Raw genomic sequence first — 17,555 nt, forward strand, 5'->3', positions numbered from 1 at the left:
GATGTTCAAAAGTCCGGGAAAACGTCCTCGAAAAAGAAACCCACTTTTCCTTCGTAAGAAGGGAATGCATTCGTGATGCAAACAGGATGCTCGCAGCTACGTCTTCTCGAGCTTCTCGGCTCTTTTTGTCCTCCTTTTTGAACACGTACTTTAAATATTAATTACACGGTCCATACAAAATGTAAACATTATTTAAGTTATTTGATAACATGCAAGCGTGGTCCGTGTTACCTGCTTTACAAAGCTTGACGAAAAATGATATAAATATGACAAAAGAGAGATGCTATACCAGTAATGAGAGGAGTGCTGTTTTTTGACGGAGAATTTTGAAGTTACACTCAATGGGAAGCGCTTAAAAGTCAGAAAAGATCAGACAGCAATCGACGTCATGTCTGAAAATAACGTGGAAGTTCCCAGTCTTTGTTATCACCCAAGTCTGGGCGCTATTGAAACGTGTGACACTTGCATTGTTAGTGTGAATGGAGAACTGGTGAGATCCTGTTCAACGAAACTGAAGAGCGGTGATGTCATCAATACCAACGGTGAAGAAGCACACGAAGCACAGTTACTTGCTTTAGACCGTGTCCTTGGCAATCATGAGTTGTATTGTACGGTTTGTGATTATAATAACGGGAACTGTGAAATACATAATGCGGTCAAAGAAATGAAAGTCAGTCATCAAGAGACGCCTTTCGATCACAAGCCGTATGAAGTAGATCGCAATGCTTTTTATCGCTATGACCCGGATCAATGTATTCTTTGTGGACGCTGTGTCGAAGCCTGTCAGGATGTGCAAGTAACGGAAACATTGACCATTGATTGGGAAAGGGAGCGTCCGCGTGTCATATGGGACAAGGACTCCCCGATTGAGGAATCCTCATGTGTCAATTGTGGGCATTGTTCGACGGTCTGTCCATGTAACGCGATGATGGAAGTAGGCATGGAAGGAGAAGCCGGCTTTTTGACTGGGATTAAAGATTCTTCGATGCGCCCGATGATCAACGTTACGAAAGAAGTCGAAACGGGTTATGAGCAGCTGATGACCGTTTCTGATGTCGAAGCTTCGATGCGTGATAATCGCATTGAAAAAACGAAGACCGTGTGTACGTATTGCGGGGTAGGATGTGCCTTTGACGTATGGACGAAGGATCGCCAAATACTAAAGGTGGAACCTCAGACGGAAGCCCCGGCAAATGGGATTTCTACTTGTGTTAAAGGCAAATTCGGCTGGGACTTTGTCAATAGCGAAGAACGTCTTACGAAGCCGTTGATCCGTGACGGGGATGCCTTTCGGGAAGCCGAATGGGAAGAAGCATACGATTTAATTGAAAAGAAATTTAAAGAAGAGAAGGAGAAGAATGGGCCTGATTCGCTGGCCTTCGTCACTTCTTCCAAATGTACCAATGAAGACTCTTTTGTCATGCAAAAGCTTGGTCGTTCAGTGATCGGAACGAATAATATCGACAACTGTTCTCGCTATTGCCAGTCCCCGGCAACGATGGGGTTATGGCGAACGGTCGGTTACGGAGGAGACTCCGGAGAAATTAAGGATATTGAAAAGGCTGAGCTTGTCATTATTGCCGGTTCCAATACATCAGAATCACACCCAGTGCTTGCAACGAGGGTTAAGCGTGCCCAGAAACTGCATGGTCAGAAGGTGATTGTCTCTGATCTTCGTAAACATGAGATGGCGGATCGGTCTGATTTATTTATTCAGCCATCAGCAGGCAGTGACCTGGTTTGGATTTCCGCTGTGACGAAATACATCATTGACCAGGGTTGGCATGACCAGGAATTTTTGAATGATCATGTGAATGGCCTTGATGAATATATCGAAAGCTTAGAACCCTATACATTAGATTATGCGGAGAAAGTGACAGGCATCTCAAAAGAAGAAATGATTGAAATTGCTAAATCCATCCATAATGCTGAGACCACTTGTTTCTTATGGGCGATGGGGATCACTCAGCACGGGGGAGGAAGCGATACAAGTACAGCCATCTCTAACCTGATGCTGATTACAGGCAATTACATGAAGCCGGGAGCAGGGACATATCCATTGCGCGGCCACAACAATGTTCAAGGAGCGAGTGATTTTGGCAGCATGCCGGATCGATTCCCTGGCTATGAATTTGTAACGGATGATGATGCTCGTGCCCGTTATGAAGAAGGATGGGGTGTAGACCTCCCGAGTGAAAAGGGACTTAACAACCACGAAATGGTACAGGCGATTCATGATGGGAATTTGAATGTATTGTATATAAAAGGGGAAGAAATGGCGATTGTTGATTCAAACGCGAATTATGTACAAGAGGCGTTTGAGAAGTTGGATTTCTTTGTTGTTCAGGATGTCTTTTTCTCGAAAACAGCAGAGTTTGCAGATGTCGTATTGCCGGCTAGCCCTAGCTTTGAAAAAGATGGAACGTTTGTGAATACCGAGCGTCGCTTCCAGCGTTTGTATAAGGTGCTCGACCCGCTTGGTGATTCTAAACCTGATTGGCAGATTATTATGGAGGTCGCCAACCGTCTTGGAGCGGGCTGGAATTATGAACACCCAAGTGAAATTATGGATGAGGCCGCTTCCCTTTCCCCGATGTTTGCCGGTGTCAGTTATGATCGCCTGGAAGGCTATGACAGCTTGCAATGGCCAGTAGCCGAGGACGGAACGGATACGCCGCTTCTATTCACAGACAAGTTTCCATTCCCAGATGGGAAAGCTAGACTTTATCCTGTCGAATGGACAGAACCGATCGATTTTGGTGAAGAATATGATCTGCACATTAATAATGGACGCATGCTTGAACACTTCCATGAAGGCAACTTAACCTATAGGTCCGAGGGGATTACGAAGAAAGTCCCGAACACTTTCCTTGAAGTATCTCCTGAGCTCGCGGAAGAACGTGGTGTCGAGGACGGTACGCTTGTCCGTTTAACTTCACCGTATGGGAATGTGAAAGTTCGGTGTATCGTAACGGATCGAGTAAAAGGCCATGAATTATATTTACCGATGAACGATCGGGGAGAAGGGGCCATCAATTACTTGACGAGCTTCCATGCCGATAAGGACACTGACACGCCTGCTTATAAAGAGGCTTCTGTGAAAATGGAAGTACTTGAATCCACGGGCGAAAGTCCATTGCCGAAAATCAATCATCGGAATGGAAATCCGCAACCGCAAATTGGTGTGGATGTTGAGAAAAAATGGGCTCGCAAGGATTACACCTTCCCAGGTGATGTCGTAAAGGCGAGGAGGTCCCAGTATAATGGCTAAAGCGACCAAAGTCATCCATCGTATAGAACCGAGTGAAGAAGAATTACGCCAACGCGATTGGGAACAAATCGAAACGACACTCCTTGAAAACAAAGAGGTCATTGCTGATACATTTGAGCTGATGAAGCATCTCCAGGAGAAAGAAATATTTAACACCTTAAATGCCCTTCTTGCTGAAGGAGACAAGGTTCTTGACAGAGTAATGAGAGCGATCGACAACTCTGATGCCACCCAGTCGATGAAGAATTCTCTTCTCATGTTTGATACACTAGGCAGCTTTAATATGCAAGAACTTGAACCCCTCCTTCTTAAGCTGAATACGGGGATCTCGAAGGTTGCTGAATACGAGCATTTTGGAAGAGAAGGGGGCGGATACCCCTCTCTTCTTCATTCCTTAAAAGATCCGGAAGTGGTCGAAGGAATGAATGTCCTTATGGCTTTTCTAAAAGGCTTTGGTATTAATCAAGAGGATAGGGAGAAAATGGAACCCGTAGAAGCCAAGCTGAAGCACGAACAAGAAAAAAAGGAAAGAAGTCGTGTCTCCCAGCGATCATCTTCGAACAATAAATGGTATATGGTTGCAGCAGGCGTTTCTCTGCTCGCTTTACCTTTTCTTTTTAAAAAGTAGAAAGCCCACCAAAGGAACGTGAATATAAATGAACGAGAATATCCAATCGTCTCGATCGATCTTGCGTTTCCGAAATGGGACTGTTGAAAGGAAAGAAGATATCGTTGCGACTGAGTTTCCTGTAACGTTAAAGGTAAACGATGAAGAGTTCGTAACGATGGTATGTACACCGGAATATATCGGCGATATGGCCGTTGGCTATTTAGCCTCGGAAGGTATGATCCGCTCTTCTGACGACATTAAAACGCTGAGAGTGGACGAAAAAAACGGTTTTGTACACGTTCAATTGCACCGGAAGCTCGATCGATTGCATCAACAAATGCAAAATAAACGCTACATTACTTCCTGCTGCGGGATGAGTCGTCAAAGCTTCGTCTTTGCTGGGGATGTAAAAACAACGAAAACGATGCAATCGCGGAATGTAGAGGTTTCACTCGATGATTGTTTTCGCCTGATGCAAGAAATGCAGGACTCAGCCGAGACGTTTCAGGAAACTGGTGGTGTACATAATGCGGCGTTATGTACGGTGGATGGCATTGTGCTCATGCGAATGGATATTGGCAGGCACAATGCCCTTGATAAAATCTACGGATATTGTTTAAATAACGGGATTTCTTTGCGCGATAAGATCATTGTCTTTAGTGGCCGTCTTTCCTCAGAGATCCTTTTAAAAGTAGCCAAAATCGGATGTGAGGTCGTCCTTTCAAAATCAGCTCCAACGCAGCGAGCATTGGAATTAGCAGAGGAGTTAGAGATCACATCCATTGGATTTATCCGCAAGGAGTCATTGAACATTTATACAATACCTGAACGTGTGAATTTGCCATAAAAAAGCCAGGAAACCTATCCTGGCTTTTTTATGTGGTCGGAACGTTCGGCGATGTTTATTGCCATTTCTCTATCATTGCGTCAGCCTGATTCTGAAGTGTTTTAAACACTTCCTCCGAAATCCAATTCTGATTGTGCTGATGATCGAGTAAATCTTTAAATCCTTTCATATGGTCGAGGACTTTTCCTGCTTGTTCCTGGTCTTCAAAATGACTGACGGAAGTCAGATGAACCTCTAGAGAACGGACAGCTTCATCGTTTTTGAAAGCCCCTTCATCTGCATATTGCTGTACAAGCGCCTTAATGTCAGACGCACGAATCTCATCGCTGTCACTCTGGACCATAGCACTCCCTCCCCCTCTGCGTTCAGGCTCAGTGGCGGGGGTGACTTTTCCATCTTCTAAAAACTCGATCCCTACAGCAGCGCTAATCCCTTGAACGGCTGTATTAGGAGAAAAACGATGTCCCATGGCTTCCAAATCTTCGATGGCTCGAGCGGTTTCCTCATCTAAATAAGCTTCTTCATACTCTGCAAGAGCATTGAAATTGTTCCTTTGAGATAGCCGTGGTTTTTCGATGGCTTCCGGGAGCGACATGTTAAGGTCAAGGCGGCTGATTAAGATTTGTGCGATCGTCGTTAAAATGGTATCACTACCTGGAGCTCCTACTGTAAGCACAGGTGAATCATCTTCCATGACAAGTGTAGGAGCCATACTACTCATGGAGCGCATGCCAGGGCGGGGGTAATTTGGGTGGGAAGGTGATTCGGTAGGAATCCTTCCATATACCGCGTTATTGAGTAAGAACCCATAACCGGGGACGACCATGCCGTTCCCCCCGATCGATACAATCGTGGTCGTGTAACTCACCACATTCCCTTCAGCGTCACTAACCGCTAAATGAATCGTTGATTCATCTACCTCATCCTCTTCATCTTTTCGCCGCTCTTCTTCGTCCTCTTTGATCCCTTGTTTCTCTTCTTCCAGCGATGTCGTTTCGGCAGGAGGGCTAGTACTAGCAGTGATGTTTGCTTTGGCAGGCTCTGGATCAGCGAGATTGTCACTCTCTTCAGTCACTGGTTCAACTTCGACTTCATCAATAAAAAAAGTCTGTGTTTGTTCATAATCAAAATTAATAACGCTCATCATAAAGCGGCCGAGAGGTTGCTCCAGCTGATCTTCTTCTGATAAATCATGGACAGCTAACCATTCGCCCGGTTCCTCGTCACCAACATTCCAAGCGTTTATTTTGAGTTGATGATTTTCCACTCTAAAACGCAAGTCATGCCAATCTGTTGTCACGGGATAATCAATACGCGCTAGTGTGGAGAGTTGACGATCCTTTACACGTCGAAGCACAAGTTCATTGGTTTCTGTGTTGATTTCCACCCCATAACCATTGTTCGGGATACTGCTTCCTGATTGCCAGGTATCTCCATTCAACCATAAACGTAAACGTTGGTCGTACCCTTCGTTATCTGCACGCATACGCAAACTCAGTTCATTATCCTCGATTGGATCCATATTTGCTGCTGCTCGTCCATACGCACTGCCCCTTCCTTCCTTTCGTTCTGATACATCGATACGGCCTGTATCTTCTTCGATTGTAAAGGCCGTGTCAAATGGACTGCTCCGGGGCCCCGTATCGATTCTGTAAAACTTTTGCCGCTTCCATTCATCTCCATCTTCTCCGCTAAAATCATAGAAAAAGCCGTCGTCGTCTGGCCACGGATTCCCAGGGGGAACCTGTCCAATGGAAGCACGTTCGGGATGAATATTGGTGATCCGTTCCGCCGTATACCAATCGGAAAGCAAAGCATCAACAGGAATGTCGGTAAATGCTGGATCTCCAATGTATTCACGGCGATCTGCGATCGCATATCTTGTCGCTTCCATAAAATAATGCCACACTTGTGTTTCGCTCATGCTTTCTAAATCATAATGTTCTAGCATGTTTAAGGTTTGTCCGATTGTAATTCCGCCACTTGAAGATGGTGGCATTCCGTAGATCTCGTACCCTCGGTATCCCGTTTGGATGGGATCATATTCTACTGTTTCATAGTTTGCGAAATCTTCCATCGTGACATTACCTTCTAACACCCCATAGTCAGGATCCCATGCGCTGCTTACAGCTTCGAAATTTGGATCGTCCACCACTGGAGGATGATTAATTGTATCGACCATTGCTTCGGCAATTTCTCCCTCATAGAAAACATCGGCTCCTTCATCCGCTAACAATTGATAGGTATAAGCCATATCAGGATTGCGGATCAACTCGCCTGCTTCTGGTGTGGAACCTTCCTCATTAAGGTAAATTTCTCTCGTTGATGTAAAAAGATTGAAGCGTTCTTGGTTTTCAGACGTTTCACGAACAAAATTATCATCGACGATAAATCCTTCTTCAGCAACTTCTATGGCAGGCTGTAAAACTTCCTCGAACGTCATCGTTCCGTACTCTTCCAAGGCCAATTCCCAATTCTTCACGGTACCAGGTACGGAAAAAGATTTTCCGCCGGATATTCTCATGGCTGATGGGAAAATTCCACCTGTTTCAGGATGAAAGAATGTTTCATCATTAAATGACGCTGGGGTTATAGAGCGGCTATCAATTGCGATGTAATCATCCTCTTCAGCCAAATATATGAGCATCATACCCCCTCCACCGATCCCGCCGGAGTAAGGCCTTGTTACCCCCTGAGCAGCCGCAACTGCTATAGCAGCATCAATTGCGTTCCCGCCTTGTTCCAGAATCGTCATCCCAGCTTTTGAAGCATGGACATCTTCTGAAGCCACTGCTCCACCACTTCCGGTGACATGGGGGATAGGCTCTTTAGGCTCTTGAGCTGTTACTGTCGGAGCAAATAAAGAACCTATTAAAATCCAGCAAACCATTGAAATGCCTGCTTGTCGATTGGGTTTAAGCATTAAATCCCTCCTAATTCAAAATATTTAAACTAATAAAATAATAGCATTAATGGCAGTTAAATATAAAGCACTATTTTACAAAACATGAGCCCTCTTTTAGGGGTAGTTATTTAGTGCTATTTTGTCATTTTTTGTCCACAGGATATTACCTATTTATGGAACAATTCGCATTTTAATGGGATTTCATAAAATAATAAAGGAAAAAAATACAACAATGACACAGGTAAATAGACCTGTTGTTAGATAAAACGTCCATAGAACATATAAAGATTAGGAAATTAAAACCAATATTAACATCTTTATGGCAGGCAAAAACAACTATTTTTAACATTCAAAATCATCCAGCGATAACGGTGAATGTTTTTAGACTTTTACAAAATTACCGATGATGTTAACATATTTGATATAAATAGCTAAATCTAGTAAAAAAATTGTAAAAAACATTAGCTCTAAATGATTAAGGAATTTTGGTACATATACTTAGCTTAGTGAATTCGGCTTACAATCATTTTAAGGGTTAAAACGATCCGGATAGGAGCTGAGATGAGAGTTATAACGAAGTTCCTGCATAATAATTCATAATAATAAAATAGTTGAGTTAAATCAGAAAAATATAGGCTGAAGAAGTGCTACCAGTAGATGAGCCTTAACCTATTGCTGAATCCAAGTCTTTTGCTCTATAGAGAGAAAGGGGATCGTATGAGAAGCAGCCATCCAAAGAAAAATAACGGTATACAAATAAGCCTTTCCTTTCAAATCTCCGCCACTCTATATTTAATCTTTTGTTTGGGCGTTTTGGTGACTTCGCCCACCTCAGCAACTTTTACTGAGGAGGAAACGATAGCAGGGAATATTTCTGCTCATCACACTTTTGAAGAAGATAAAGATGACGAGGAAGACGAGAAGGGAGATGATGGTTCCACGAACGATGAAGAGTCAGTAGCTGAGAAGGAAGAAGAGAAGATAGAGGAAGAAGTAGAGGACCCAAGCAACGAGGAAGACACGGAAACGAAACGAACAGATGAAGAGTCAGAAGATGAAAGTGACTCAGAGAAGGAGGAAGAGAAGACAGAAGAAGAGGTAGAAGACCCAAGTAACAAGGAAGAAACAAAAGCGAATCAAATGGATGACGCGTCAGGTGATGATAATGACGCTGAGAAAGAGGAAGAAGAGAATGGAGAATCAGAGGAGAAGACAGAATAGGCATCAATGATTATATATTTTATCATATATTCCTAATTATTCTGATCTAAAATAGGAGGGATCAACACCATGTGGAGTACCATCAAAAAACTTATCAGTGGTGTTACAACAGCCTTATTATTCACTCTGCTGATAGTTACTGTATTTGCTGTCATTTCTACCCAGGCAGCGGACGGGGAACCGGAGGTTTTTGGGTATCAGCTAAAAACAGTGCTTTCTGGATCCATGGAACCGGGGATTCAAACGGGTTCGATTATTTCCATCCAACCAACAGAGGATCAGGGCCAATTTGAAAAAGGGGATGTCATTACTTTTACGAATGCTGACGATACCCTCATCACTCACAGAATCCATGAGGTTCAAAACGAAGGTCAGCAATATATTACCAAAGGTGATAATAACAATACGACGGATGCAGAACCGGTGCTTGCAGAAAATGTAGTAGGGGAATATACAGGCTTTACCATTCCGTATGTTGGATACGCGATTGATTTTGCCACTTCCGATCAGGGAGCCGTTTTATTATTAATTGTACCGGGAATTTTGCTTGTCATCTATTCGATCGTTATCATTTGGCGAGCTTTGCGACAAATGGATAACGGATCTAGAGACGATCAAGCCATTGATGAACAGTGACATCGTCTCGTCAGGCATGAATGGTTGCCTGAGTAGGCGTTCACATACTTTAAATCTTTTTTAGGAGGAATCAACATGGGAATTAAACAACAGTTAGGCATGGGTGTAACGACAGCGGTACTTGGTTTAACGCTAATTGGCGGAGGAACGTTCGCATATTTTAGTGACAGTTCAGTGACGAACAATACGTTTGCGGCGGGTACACTTGATTTGGATGCAGAGCCGACCACCGTGATTGATGTGGATAATCTCAAGCCAGGGGATTCGATGATCCGTGATTTTGAACTTCAAAACAATGGTTCGTTGGCCATTGATACAGTGACGTTGGATACGGATTATAATGTTATTGATGTGGAAGGGAATAATACGGAAGATTTCGGGGATTTTATAGAAGTGGAATTTTTATATAATGCTAATAATTTGGACGAAGTTATTTACCAAACGACGTTGAGTGAACTTGAGGACATGTCGCCGGAAGCGATTAGTCAACATATTTTCTATCCGGAGTTGGGCGATGACGGCCTGCCCGTCGGTGAATCCCATGACCTTGTCGTTGCATTCAACTTCCTCGGTGACGTGGACGCCGATCTTAACCAATTCCAGGGGGACTCTTTAGAGCTTGAATGGACCTTCACAGCTACACAAATGGAAGGTGAGCAAAGGTAATAAGGAGATTTTAAGCGGGAGGAATGCTGATGAAAAGTAATCGTTGGCATCAAGGTGTTGCCGTGCTATCATCTGTAGCTCTGGTCGCTTCGATGGGACTAACGGGTCTTGGTACGCAACAAGTGGCGGCTGTGGAAGAATTGACGGTTGATGAAGGTGAGAATGGCATGGTTTCTACTTCCCATCCAATCGCTTCTGAAGTTGGGGCAGAGATGTTAGAAAGGAATGCCAATGCGGTTGATACCGCGATCGCGATCCAATTTACGCTAAATGTTGTAGAACCGATGATGTCCGGGATTGGTGGCGGCGGCTTTATGATGGTGTACGATGCTGAGGAGGACGATACCTCGATTATCAACAGCCGCGAACGGGCGCCATCCGGGGCTGAGCCGGATATGTTTCTCGATGAAGACGGAAATGTAATTTCTTTTTCTGAAAGGTCCACCAGTGGGGATGCGGTCGGAGTACCTGGAACATTGAACGGGTTGATGACCGCTAATGAAGAATGGGGTTCTATTGATTTCGAAACTTTGATGGAGCCAGCCATCGAACTGGCGGAAGAGGGATTTGAAATCGATACGGAATTGGCCAATGCCATTGCCAATCATCAGGATAAATTGTCGGAAAGTGTAGCCGAGGAAGTATTTATGCCTGAAGGAGAACCCTTGCAGGAAGGGGATCATCTCGTTCAGGAGGATTTGGCTAAAACGTTTCAACTCATTCAAAACGAAGGCCTTGATGCTTTTTACAACGGGGAAATTGGACAAGCACTCGCTAATACCGTTCAGGATTTCGGCGGCAGTATGACGATGGGTGATATTCAAGGTTACGAAGCAACCATTGATGAGCCGGTATGGGGAACATACCAAGGGTATGACATCGCGAGTATGCCGCCTCCGAGCTCTGGAGGTTTAACCCTTTTGCAAATGTTAGCACTCTTGGAAGGTTTTGATATTGGGCAATACGATTCTCAGGATTCGGAGCGTTACCACCATCTAACCGAAGTCATGCGTCTTGCTTACGCAGACCGGGGTGAATACATGGGGGATCCGGAATTTGTAGAGGTGCCTTTTAACGGTCTATTACATCCTGAATATATTGAAGAACGCCGAGATTTAATCAGTGCTGAAGAAGCGAATGAAAATATAGAAGCAGGAGATCCTTGGCGATTTGAGGATCAGGAACCAAGCTATGATTCTGGACATTTGGAAGACCAAGAAGGCTTGGGTGAAACCACTCACTTTACCGTAACTGACCAATGGGGCAATATGGTCAGCTATACGAGCACCATTGAGCAAGTGTTTGGTACAGGTATCATGGTGCCGGATTATGGGATCATGTTAAACAATGAATTGACGGATTTTGATGCCACTCCCGGTGGAGCTAATGAGGTTCAACCAAATAAGCGTCCTTTAAGCAGTATGACACCTACCATCATTTTTGAAGATGGAGAACCGTACATGAGTGTAGGGTCTCCTGGAGGCCCACGGATTATCAATGCTGTATTTCAGGTGACTACGAATGTGATTGATCATAATATGAGCTTACAAGAGGCGATCGAGGAACCTCGTATTCACAGTATGAGTTACCCGAATATTACATGGGAAGACACGGTCCCGCAGGATGTACGTCCGGAGTTAGAAGCCTTAGGTCATGAATTTGAGGAAAGTTCTATGCTGATTGGAAATGTCCAGAGTATTCTAGTTAATCATGAAGAAAGTGTATTTGAAGGTGTAGCTGACCCAAGACGAGGGGGCGCTTCTGTTGGCTTTACGCTTGATGGAGCTTCAATGATCAATCTTATCGAGCGCTTTGAAGAAGAGGGAGAATTCACGACAGAGGAAGCCGCTCACTCACTTGATCGCCATTTAACTGCCGTCCATCATTATGAAAATCAAGAAGAATATGAAAAAGTCGTCGAACACATGGGGAGCTTTCAGAATTTGCTCGATCATCAACAAGAGAATGGCTTGATTTCGGAGGAGGCATATGAAGTTCTGAGCGCTCAGACAGATACGTTGATCGAAAAACAAAGGGATTAAAAGCTGTACTAACCTGTTTTATCAACTTGTAAAGAAATGCTTATGCAAGATCAGGTAGAAAGGGGCATTTGAAAGCGGTAAAGACACCGATCTTTGAATCTCCATTTGACGACAGTGCGCCATTTTGAAGAACAAAAAGCAGCTGAAAAAGTTACCGAACATGGATGGCTTTTAGAATCTACTTGATTATCAGCAACGCATTTTCTAAAAATGATGTAGATGTTTTGAATGATCAATAGACAAGCATCATGATGATGAACGGGGTGTCATCGCCCTTCATCAGGTTCATCATTGAAGCTGATGGGGCTTTCACATCACACAAACTCTATGAGGAGGAATCAACATGGGAATTAAACAACAGCTAGGCATGGGTGTAACGACAGCGGTACTTGGTTTAACGCTAATTGGCGGAGGAACGTTCGCATATTTTAGTGACAGTTCAGTGACGAACAACACGTTTGCGGCGGGTACACTTGATTTGGATGCAGAGCCGACCACCGTGATTGATGTGGACAATCTCAAGCCAGGGGATTCGATGATCCGTGATTTTGAACTTCAAAACAATGGTTCGTTGGCCATTGATACAGTGACGTTGGATACGGATTATAATGTTATTGATGTGGAAGGGAATAATACGGAAGATTTCGGGGATTTTATAGAAGTGGAATTTTTATATAATGCTAATAATTTGGACGAAGTTATTTACCAAACGACGTTGAGTGAACTTGAGGACATGTCGCCGGAAGCGATTAGTCAACATATTTTCTATCCGGAGTTGGGCGATGACGGCCTGCCCGTCGGTGAATCCCATGACCTTGTCGTTGCATTCAACTTCCTCGGTGACGTGGACGCCGATCTTAACCAATTCCAGGGGGACTCTTTAGAGCTTGAATGGACCTTCACAGCTACACAAATGGAAGGTGAGCAAAGGTAAACAACTTCAAAAGGCTGCTCAAAAAGGTATTGTTATTTTATGAGCAGCCTCTTTTGTCGGTAAAAAAGAACATACGGATGCGGGTATTTCTAGGACGGTTGCTCTTGCAAGGGTAGTCACTGTCACAGAAAAAGAATAATTACCGTATCGCCTGCTCAAAAAGATTGGGGAGATTATACCCAGTTGCTTCGTTTTACGAAGTACTTTTACTTAAAAAATTTTCGTTTTTACATGTTATTAACCTTAGAAAAAGCTTCACTTCCTTAGAGGTTGTCATAAAATTACCAGCACAATCACAAGTAGCGCATGGAGAATCCGCTCGCTCATTCACATATACGTAAGATTTTTTGAAATAAAAAAACGGCAATGATTCAAATACAAATATGGATGCTTTCAGTGGTAGGCGGCAGTCTGTCACAAATCAAAAAATGTCAGGAGGAAGAAGTTTTGAAAATTTCATATGTAATGATTTTGTCTGTTCTTTTCCTGTGCTTGTGGACTGGTATGAACGCTTTTACCACAACGGAGTTATCGACTGCTTCTGCATCGGATAGTGAAATTCACCTTAATGGACACATTCAGGAGACTGCATCAAGTTTAACAAACATAGAGCTTGAGGATGGTATGACTTCGCCGATTTACTCGATGGATGATGTAATTGTAGAAAATTTGTATGTTGAAACAGAGATAGATAGTGATGATGATGGAGATCTTGATCTGGTTTCTATTGAAGTCATGCGGCCTAAGACTGAACCAGGGGTCCAAGTTCCTGTCATTTTTGAGATGAGTCCTTATCGAGCTGGATTGAACCCGATAAATTTTCATGATGTTGATGTTGACCTTACTCCTGTTGATGATCTCGTAACGGCCGGAGTCCCCCTTGTGGAAGAGATGCAAACCAATGACCTTGGTAGGTTGGGAAATTACTATGTACCGCGTGGCTACGGTGTCATCCTTGGAGAGAGTATTGGATCGGGCCGCTCATATGGTTGTCCCACAACAGGTGATGAGAATGAGATCTTGGGAACGAAAGCAGTCATTGATTGGCTGAACGGGAACGCAAAAGCATTTACGGAGGATGGGGAGGAAGTGTCCGCTGATTGGTCAACCGGAAATGTTGGAATGACAGGCGCTTCATATAACGGTACGCTTCCTAACGGTGTCGCTACTACAGGTGTTGAGGGACTGAAAACAATCATACCGGTTGTTGCGATCAGCAGTTGGTACGATTATTTTCGTGCAAACGGAGCAGTTGTGGCGCCAGGAGGTTTTCAAGGCGAGGATACAGATAATTTAGCTGAGGGTGTTTTAACTCGTGATAATCCTGAAATATGTGAAGATGTTATTGCTGAATTATATGAGGAACAGGATCGAGAAAGCGGGGATTATAATGATTTCTGGGCTGAGCGTGACTATGTAAAAGACGCAGACAATATTAAAGCAAGTGTACTCGTTGTACATGGACTCGATGACTGGAATGTCAAAACCAAGCAATTTGCCCAGTGGTGGGAGGCGCTTAAAGAAAACGATGTCACACGTAAGATGTGGCTCCACCAAGGCGGACATGGAGGTACATCTGCGAACAATTGGCAGGAAACTGAAAACAGATGGTTTGACTATTGGTTATACGGTATTGAAAACGGGATTATGGACGAGCCCATCGTAGACATCGAGCGCGAGGATGGTAGCTGGAGCCAAGAAGCTGATTGGCCGGCGGTAGATATGGAAGAAACTACTCTTCATTTTAATGCAGCAAATGACGGAGAGGGCGGCACTCTCAGTATGGGTGCCAGTAGTAGTGATGGAACAGAAGATTTTATCGATGATCCGATGATAGAAGCTGGTCAGTTGGCTGTTGATCCTCAATGGAGCGATCCAAACCGTCTCGTTTATCTCTCCCCGGCACTCACTGAAGAGGTTCGTCTCAGCGGTACACCTGAAGTGAAAATAAAGGCAAGTATTGATCGGCCAGCGGCTAATTTAACGGCGTTACTTGTAGATTACAGTGGATCAAGCCCTGAGATTGTATCACGGGGGTGGATGGATCCTCAAAACAGACATTCAGTTGAGCAATCGGAATCCATTGTCCCCGGTCAGGATTACACATTTGAATGGGATATGCAGCCCAAGGACCATGTATTTCAACCGGGTCACCAGATCGGTATCGTAATTATGGCGAGTGATCATGAATATACCATTCGACCTCCTGCAGGAACGGAAATAACCGTAGCTCCAGGCAATAGCGAAGTCACCTTGCCCATTGTCGGAGATATAGAATCTATGAAAATAAGTGCAGCCAGTTTACAAACCCTTGTTGATCAGTTTGCGGAAGAAGGTGCATTCGTGGATGAAGAAGCCCTTCGTTCCCTGGATCTCCATTTAACAGCAGTGGGGCATTATGAAAACCAGGAAGATGCAGCAAAAGTCGTCCAACATATGCAAGGTTTTCAAGATTTGCTTGACCATCAGCTAAGGAACGAAAGGATCTCTGAAGAAGCGTATGACAGCCTGCAGATCCAGGTGGATACGTTGATGGAAAGATGGGATGAGACTGTGCGTGAAGCTAGTTAAGAGTGCTTCTATAAGTTACTTAACCCCAAATAGGAGGTGAGTAAAAAGGGAGGACACTTAAAGGAAAGGGGGTTAATAAACCTGGAATTATCAAATGACAATTCTTCATGACTATTATCTTAATAAAATCCCCGAGGAGGTTATATATGAAACTAGCAAACTGGGAAAAAATGACATCATTTGCTTCGTTTTTTGCTTTATTGCTCATCGTAAGTCCTGTAGCAGGAGTTGCTGCGCAAGAAAATGAGACATCTGAAGACCCTCCGACGACCGGCTTTGAAGATCGAGAAGGAGCAGAATGGACGACCCATGAAGAAGAATTGGGATTCTTGGAGGAAGTAGCAGAACAATCAGAAAGGATGACCTATTCTGAAGTAGGCACTTCTGTTGAGGACCGTCCCCTCCATTTAGTGCAAGTAGGGGATCCTCTTCCGCCAACGGATGAGGAAATTGCTGATGGTCGGAATATGTTGGTGATTGGTTCGCAGCACGGGAATGAGCCGGCTGGCCGTGAAATGGCATTGAAGTTGATGCGGGATCTGGCTTTCACTGATGATCCAGAGGTAGAGGAACAGTTAAGTGAGGCGACAGTGCTGTTCATCCCAACAGCGAACCCGGATGGCCGTATCGCAAACACCCGCACGAATGCGAATGGGATGGATATCAACCGGGGTCACCTGAATTTGGAACAACCAGAAGGGCAAGTGATTGCAGATGTGCTAGATGAGTTCTCCCCTGATATTACAGTGGATGCCCATGAACGCCCGGGAGCAAGTGGAAACCCCGACATGGAAATGCTATGGCCGCGGAATCTTAATGTAGATGAAAATCTCCGTGATTTAAGTGCAGAGATGGTTGAAGATTACTTGTTATCCGAGGTCGAGGATGCAGGATTCTCTACTGGATTGTACGGAACTCCTGGCGGAGCAGGCGGCGGAGATGAGCGAATCTCTCGCAACATTTTAGGTCTACGCCATGGATTGGGTCTATTGACCGAGTCAGCGGGACAGCAAGATCCAGAATATCGGGTTGACGCACAGATGGAAACTCTTGAATCAACATTAGAATTTTACCGTGAGCGGATGGACGACATCGCAACTGTGGTAAATGAAGCTCCAGATCGTAAAGCGAGTGCTGGCCAAGAGCAATCTGAGCCGTTCTATTTGGACGGAGCCGATAACTGGGAGCCAACAGAAATGCTGGATCCCCATGCTTGTGGTTACTTGCTTCATTCATCCCAAGCGGATGACGTAAGCCGCCATATCGATTCATTTTCACTGGAGACTGAAGAGGTAGGCAAAAATGGCGTTTTTGTGACGATGGCCCAGCCAATGATGACCGTTGTTCCCTTCCTACTCGATGGAGAAGCTTCCTATAACGAAGTGGAAGGGTTGGCGTTAGAAGATTGCTCGGATCCAAGGATCACGGCTTCCGGCTTACAAACCCTTGTTGAGCAGTTGGATGAAGCCGGAGAGTTCGAAAATAGCGACGCACCGCATGCGTTAGATGTTCATTTGAGGTCTGTGAGCCACTATGAAGATCAAGAGGAAACAGATAAAGTCGTGGAGCACATGGGTGGTTTTCATGATCTTCTTAACCATCAGTTGGACAACCAATGGATCTCGGAAGAAGGCTTTGACATTCTTGCCACGTTGGCCGACGACTTGATTGAAAATTATGAAGTGACTTTTGATGTGGATCGAGTGATGGATCACATCTCCCATCTAAGTGAAGACATTGGGCCGCGAGTCGCCGGTAGCGAAGAAGAGCTAGAGGCTGCTGAGTATATTGAAGATGAATTTGACAGTCTTGGATACGATACGTCCATGCAAACGTTTGATATTAGAGGTGA

Annotated in this window: 11 protein-coding genes; 10 read left to right on the forward strand and 1 reads right to left on the reverse strand. The window is 44.4% G+C overall.

From position 1 onward, the window contains the following. Positions 1 to 313 precede the first annotated feature (313 nt). From fdhF to fdhD, 3 genes are read left to right on the forward strand one after another with little or no spacing between them, the layout of a single operon-like run. The gene (gene fdhF, locus HNR44_RS10365) at positions 314 to 3,271 is read left to right on the forward strand and encodes a formate dehydrogenase subunit alpha (RefSeq protein WP_184404094.1); all 2,958 of its coding nucleotides are present in this window, start codon (positions 314 to 316) and stop codon (positions 3,269 to 3,271) included. After that, a complete protein-coding gene (locus HNR44_RS10370; RefSeq protein WP_184404095.1) occupies positions 3,264 to 3,899 on the forward strand; it encodes a helical membrane plugin domain-containing protein in 636 nt (211 codons plus the stop codon). The genes fdhF and HNR44_RS10370 overlap by 8 nt, the downstream gene beginning before the upstream one ends. Before the next feature lie 28 nt (positions 3,900 to 3,927). Beyond that, positions 3,928 to 4,728, forward strand: a complete 801-nt coding sequence (gene fdhD, locus HNR44_RS10375; RefSeq protein WP_184404097.1) for a formate dehydrogenase accessory sulfurtransferase FdhD — start codon at positions 3,928 to 3,930, stop codon at positions 4,726 to 4,728. Positions 4,729 to 4,783: 55 nt separating this feature from the next. Here fdhD and HNR44_RS10380 read toward each other — a convergent pair whose 3' ends face one another. Further along, on the reverse strand, positions 4,784 to 7,651 hold the full coding sequence (locus HNR44_RS10380) for a gamma-glutamyltransferase (RefSeq protein WP_184404099.1): 2,868 nt from the start codon (positions 7,649 to 7,651) through the stop codon (positions 4,784 to 4,786). A gap of 639 nt (positions 7,652 to 8,290) precedes the next feature. On the opposite strand from HNR44_RS10380, the gene HNR44_RS10385 reads away from it, so the two are divergent. From HNR44_RS10385 to HNR44_RS10415, 7 genes are all read left to right on the forward strand, one after another. Further along, positions 8,291 to 8,854 (forward strand): hypothetical protein, encoded by a 564-nt coding sequence (locus HNR44_RS10385; RefSeq protein WP_184404101.1) that lies wholly within the window; start codon positions 8,291 to 8,293, stop codon positions 8,852 to 8,854. A 69-nt stretch (positions 8,855 to 8,923) separates the two neighbouring features. Continuing rightward, the gene (sipW, locus tag HNR44_RS10390; RefSeq protein WP_184404103.1) at positions 8,924 to 9,490 is read left to right on the forward strand and encodes a signal peptidase I SipW; all 567 of its coding nucleotides are present in this window, start codon (positions 8,924 to 8,926) and stop codon (positions 9,488 to 9,490) included. 75 nt (positions 9,491 to 9,565) lie between these two features. Continuing rightward, positions 9,566 to 10,156: a CalY family protein gene (locus HNR44_RS10395; RefSeq protein ID WP_184404105.1), complete on the forward strand. Its 591-nt coding sequence runs from the start codon at positions 9,566 to 9,568 to the stop codon at positions 10,154 to 10,156. Positions 10,157 to 10,185: 29 nt separating this feature from the next. Further along, complete coding sequence (ggt, locus tag HNR44_RS10400; RefSeq protein WP_184404106.1) at positions 10,186 to 12,198, forward strand: gamma-glutamyltransferase; 2,013 nt, start codon at positions 10,186 to 10,188, stop codon at positions 12,196 to 12,198. 343 nt (positions 12,199 to 12,541) lie between these two features. Next, entirely contained in the window at positions 12,542 to 13,132 is a 591-nt protein-coding gene (locus tag HNR44_RS10405) for a CalY family protein (protein ID WP_184404105.1), read from the forward strand. A gap of 624 nt (positions 13,133 to 13,756) precedes the next feature. Continuing rightward, positions 13,757 to 15,703 (forward strand): Xaa-Pro dipeptidyl-peptidase, encoded by a 1,947-nt coding sequence (locus tag HNR44_RS10410; protein WP_425489453.1) that lies wholly within the window; start codon positions 13,757 to 13,759, stop codon positions 15,701 to 15,703. A 146-nt stretch (positions 15,704 to 15,849) separates the two neighbouring features. Further along, positions 15,850 to 17,555 (forward strand): FIMAH domain-containing protein (locus tag HNR44_RS10415; protein WP_184404108.1); only part of this gene is annotated, 1,706 nt, incomplete at its 3' end.

Origin of the sequence: Geomicrobium halophilum (genome assembly GCF_014207655.1) — a bacterium.
Lineage (GTDB): Bacteria > Bacillota > Bacilli > Bacillales > Marinococcaceae > Geomicrobium > Geomicrobium halophilum.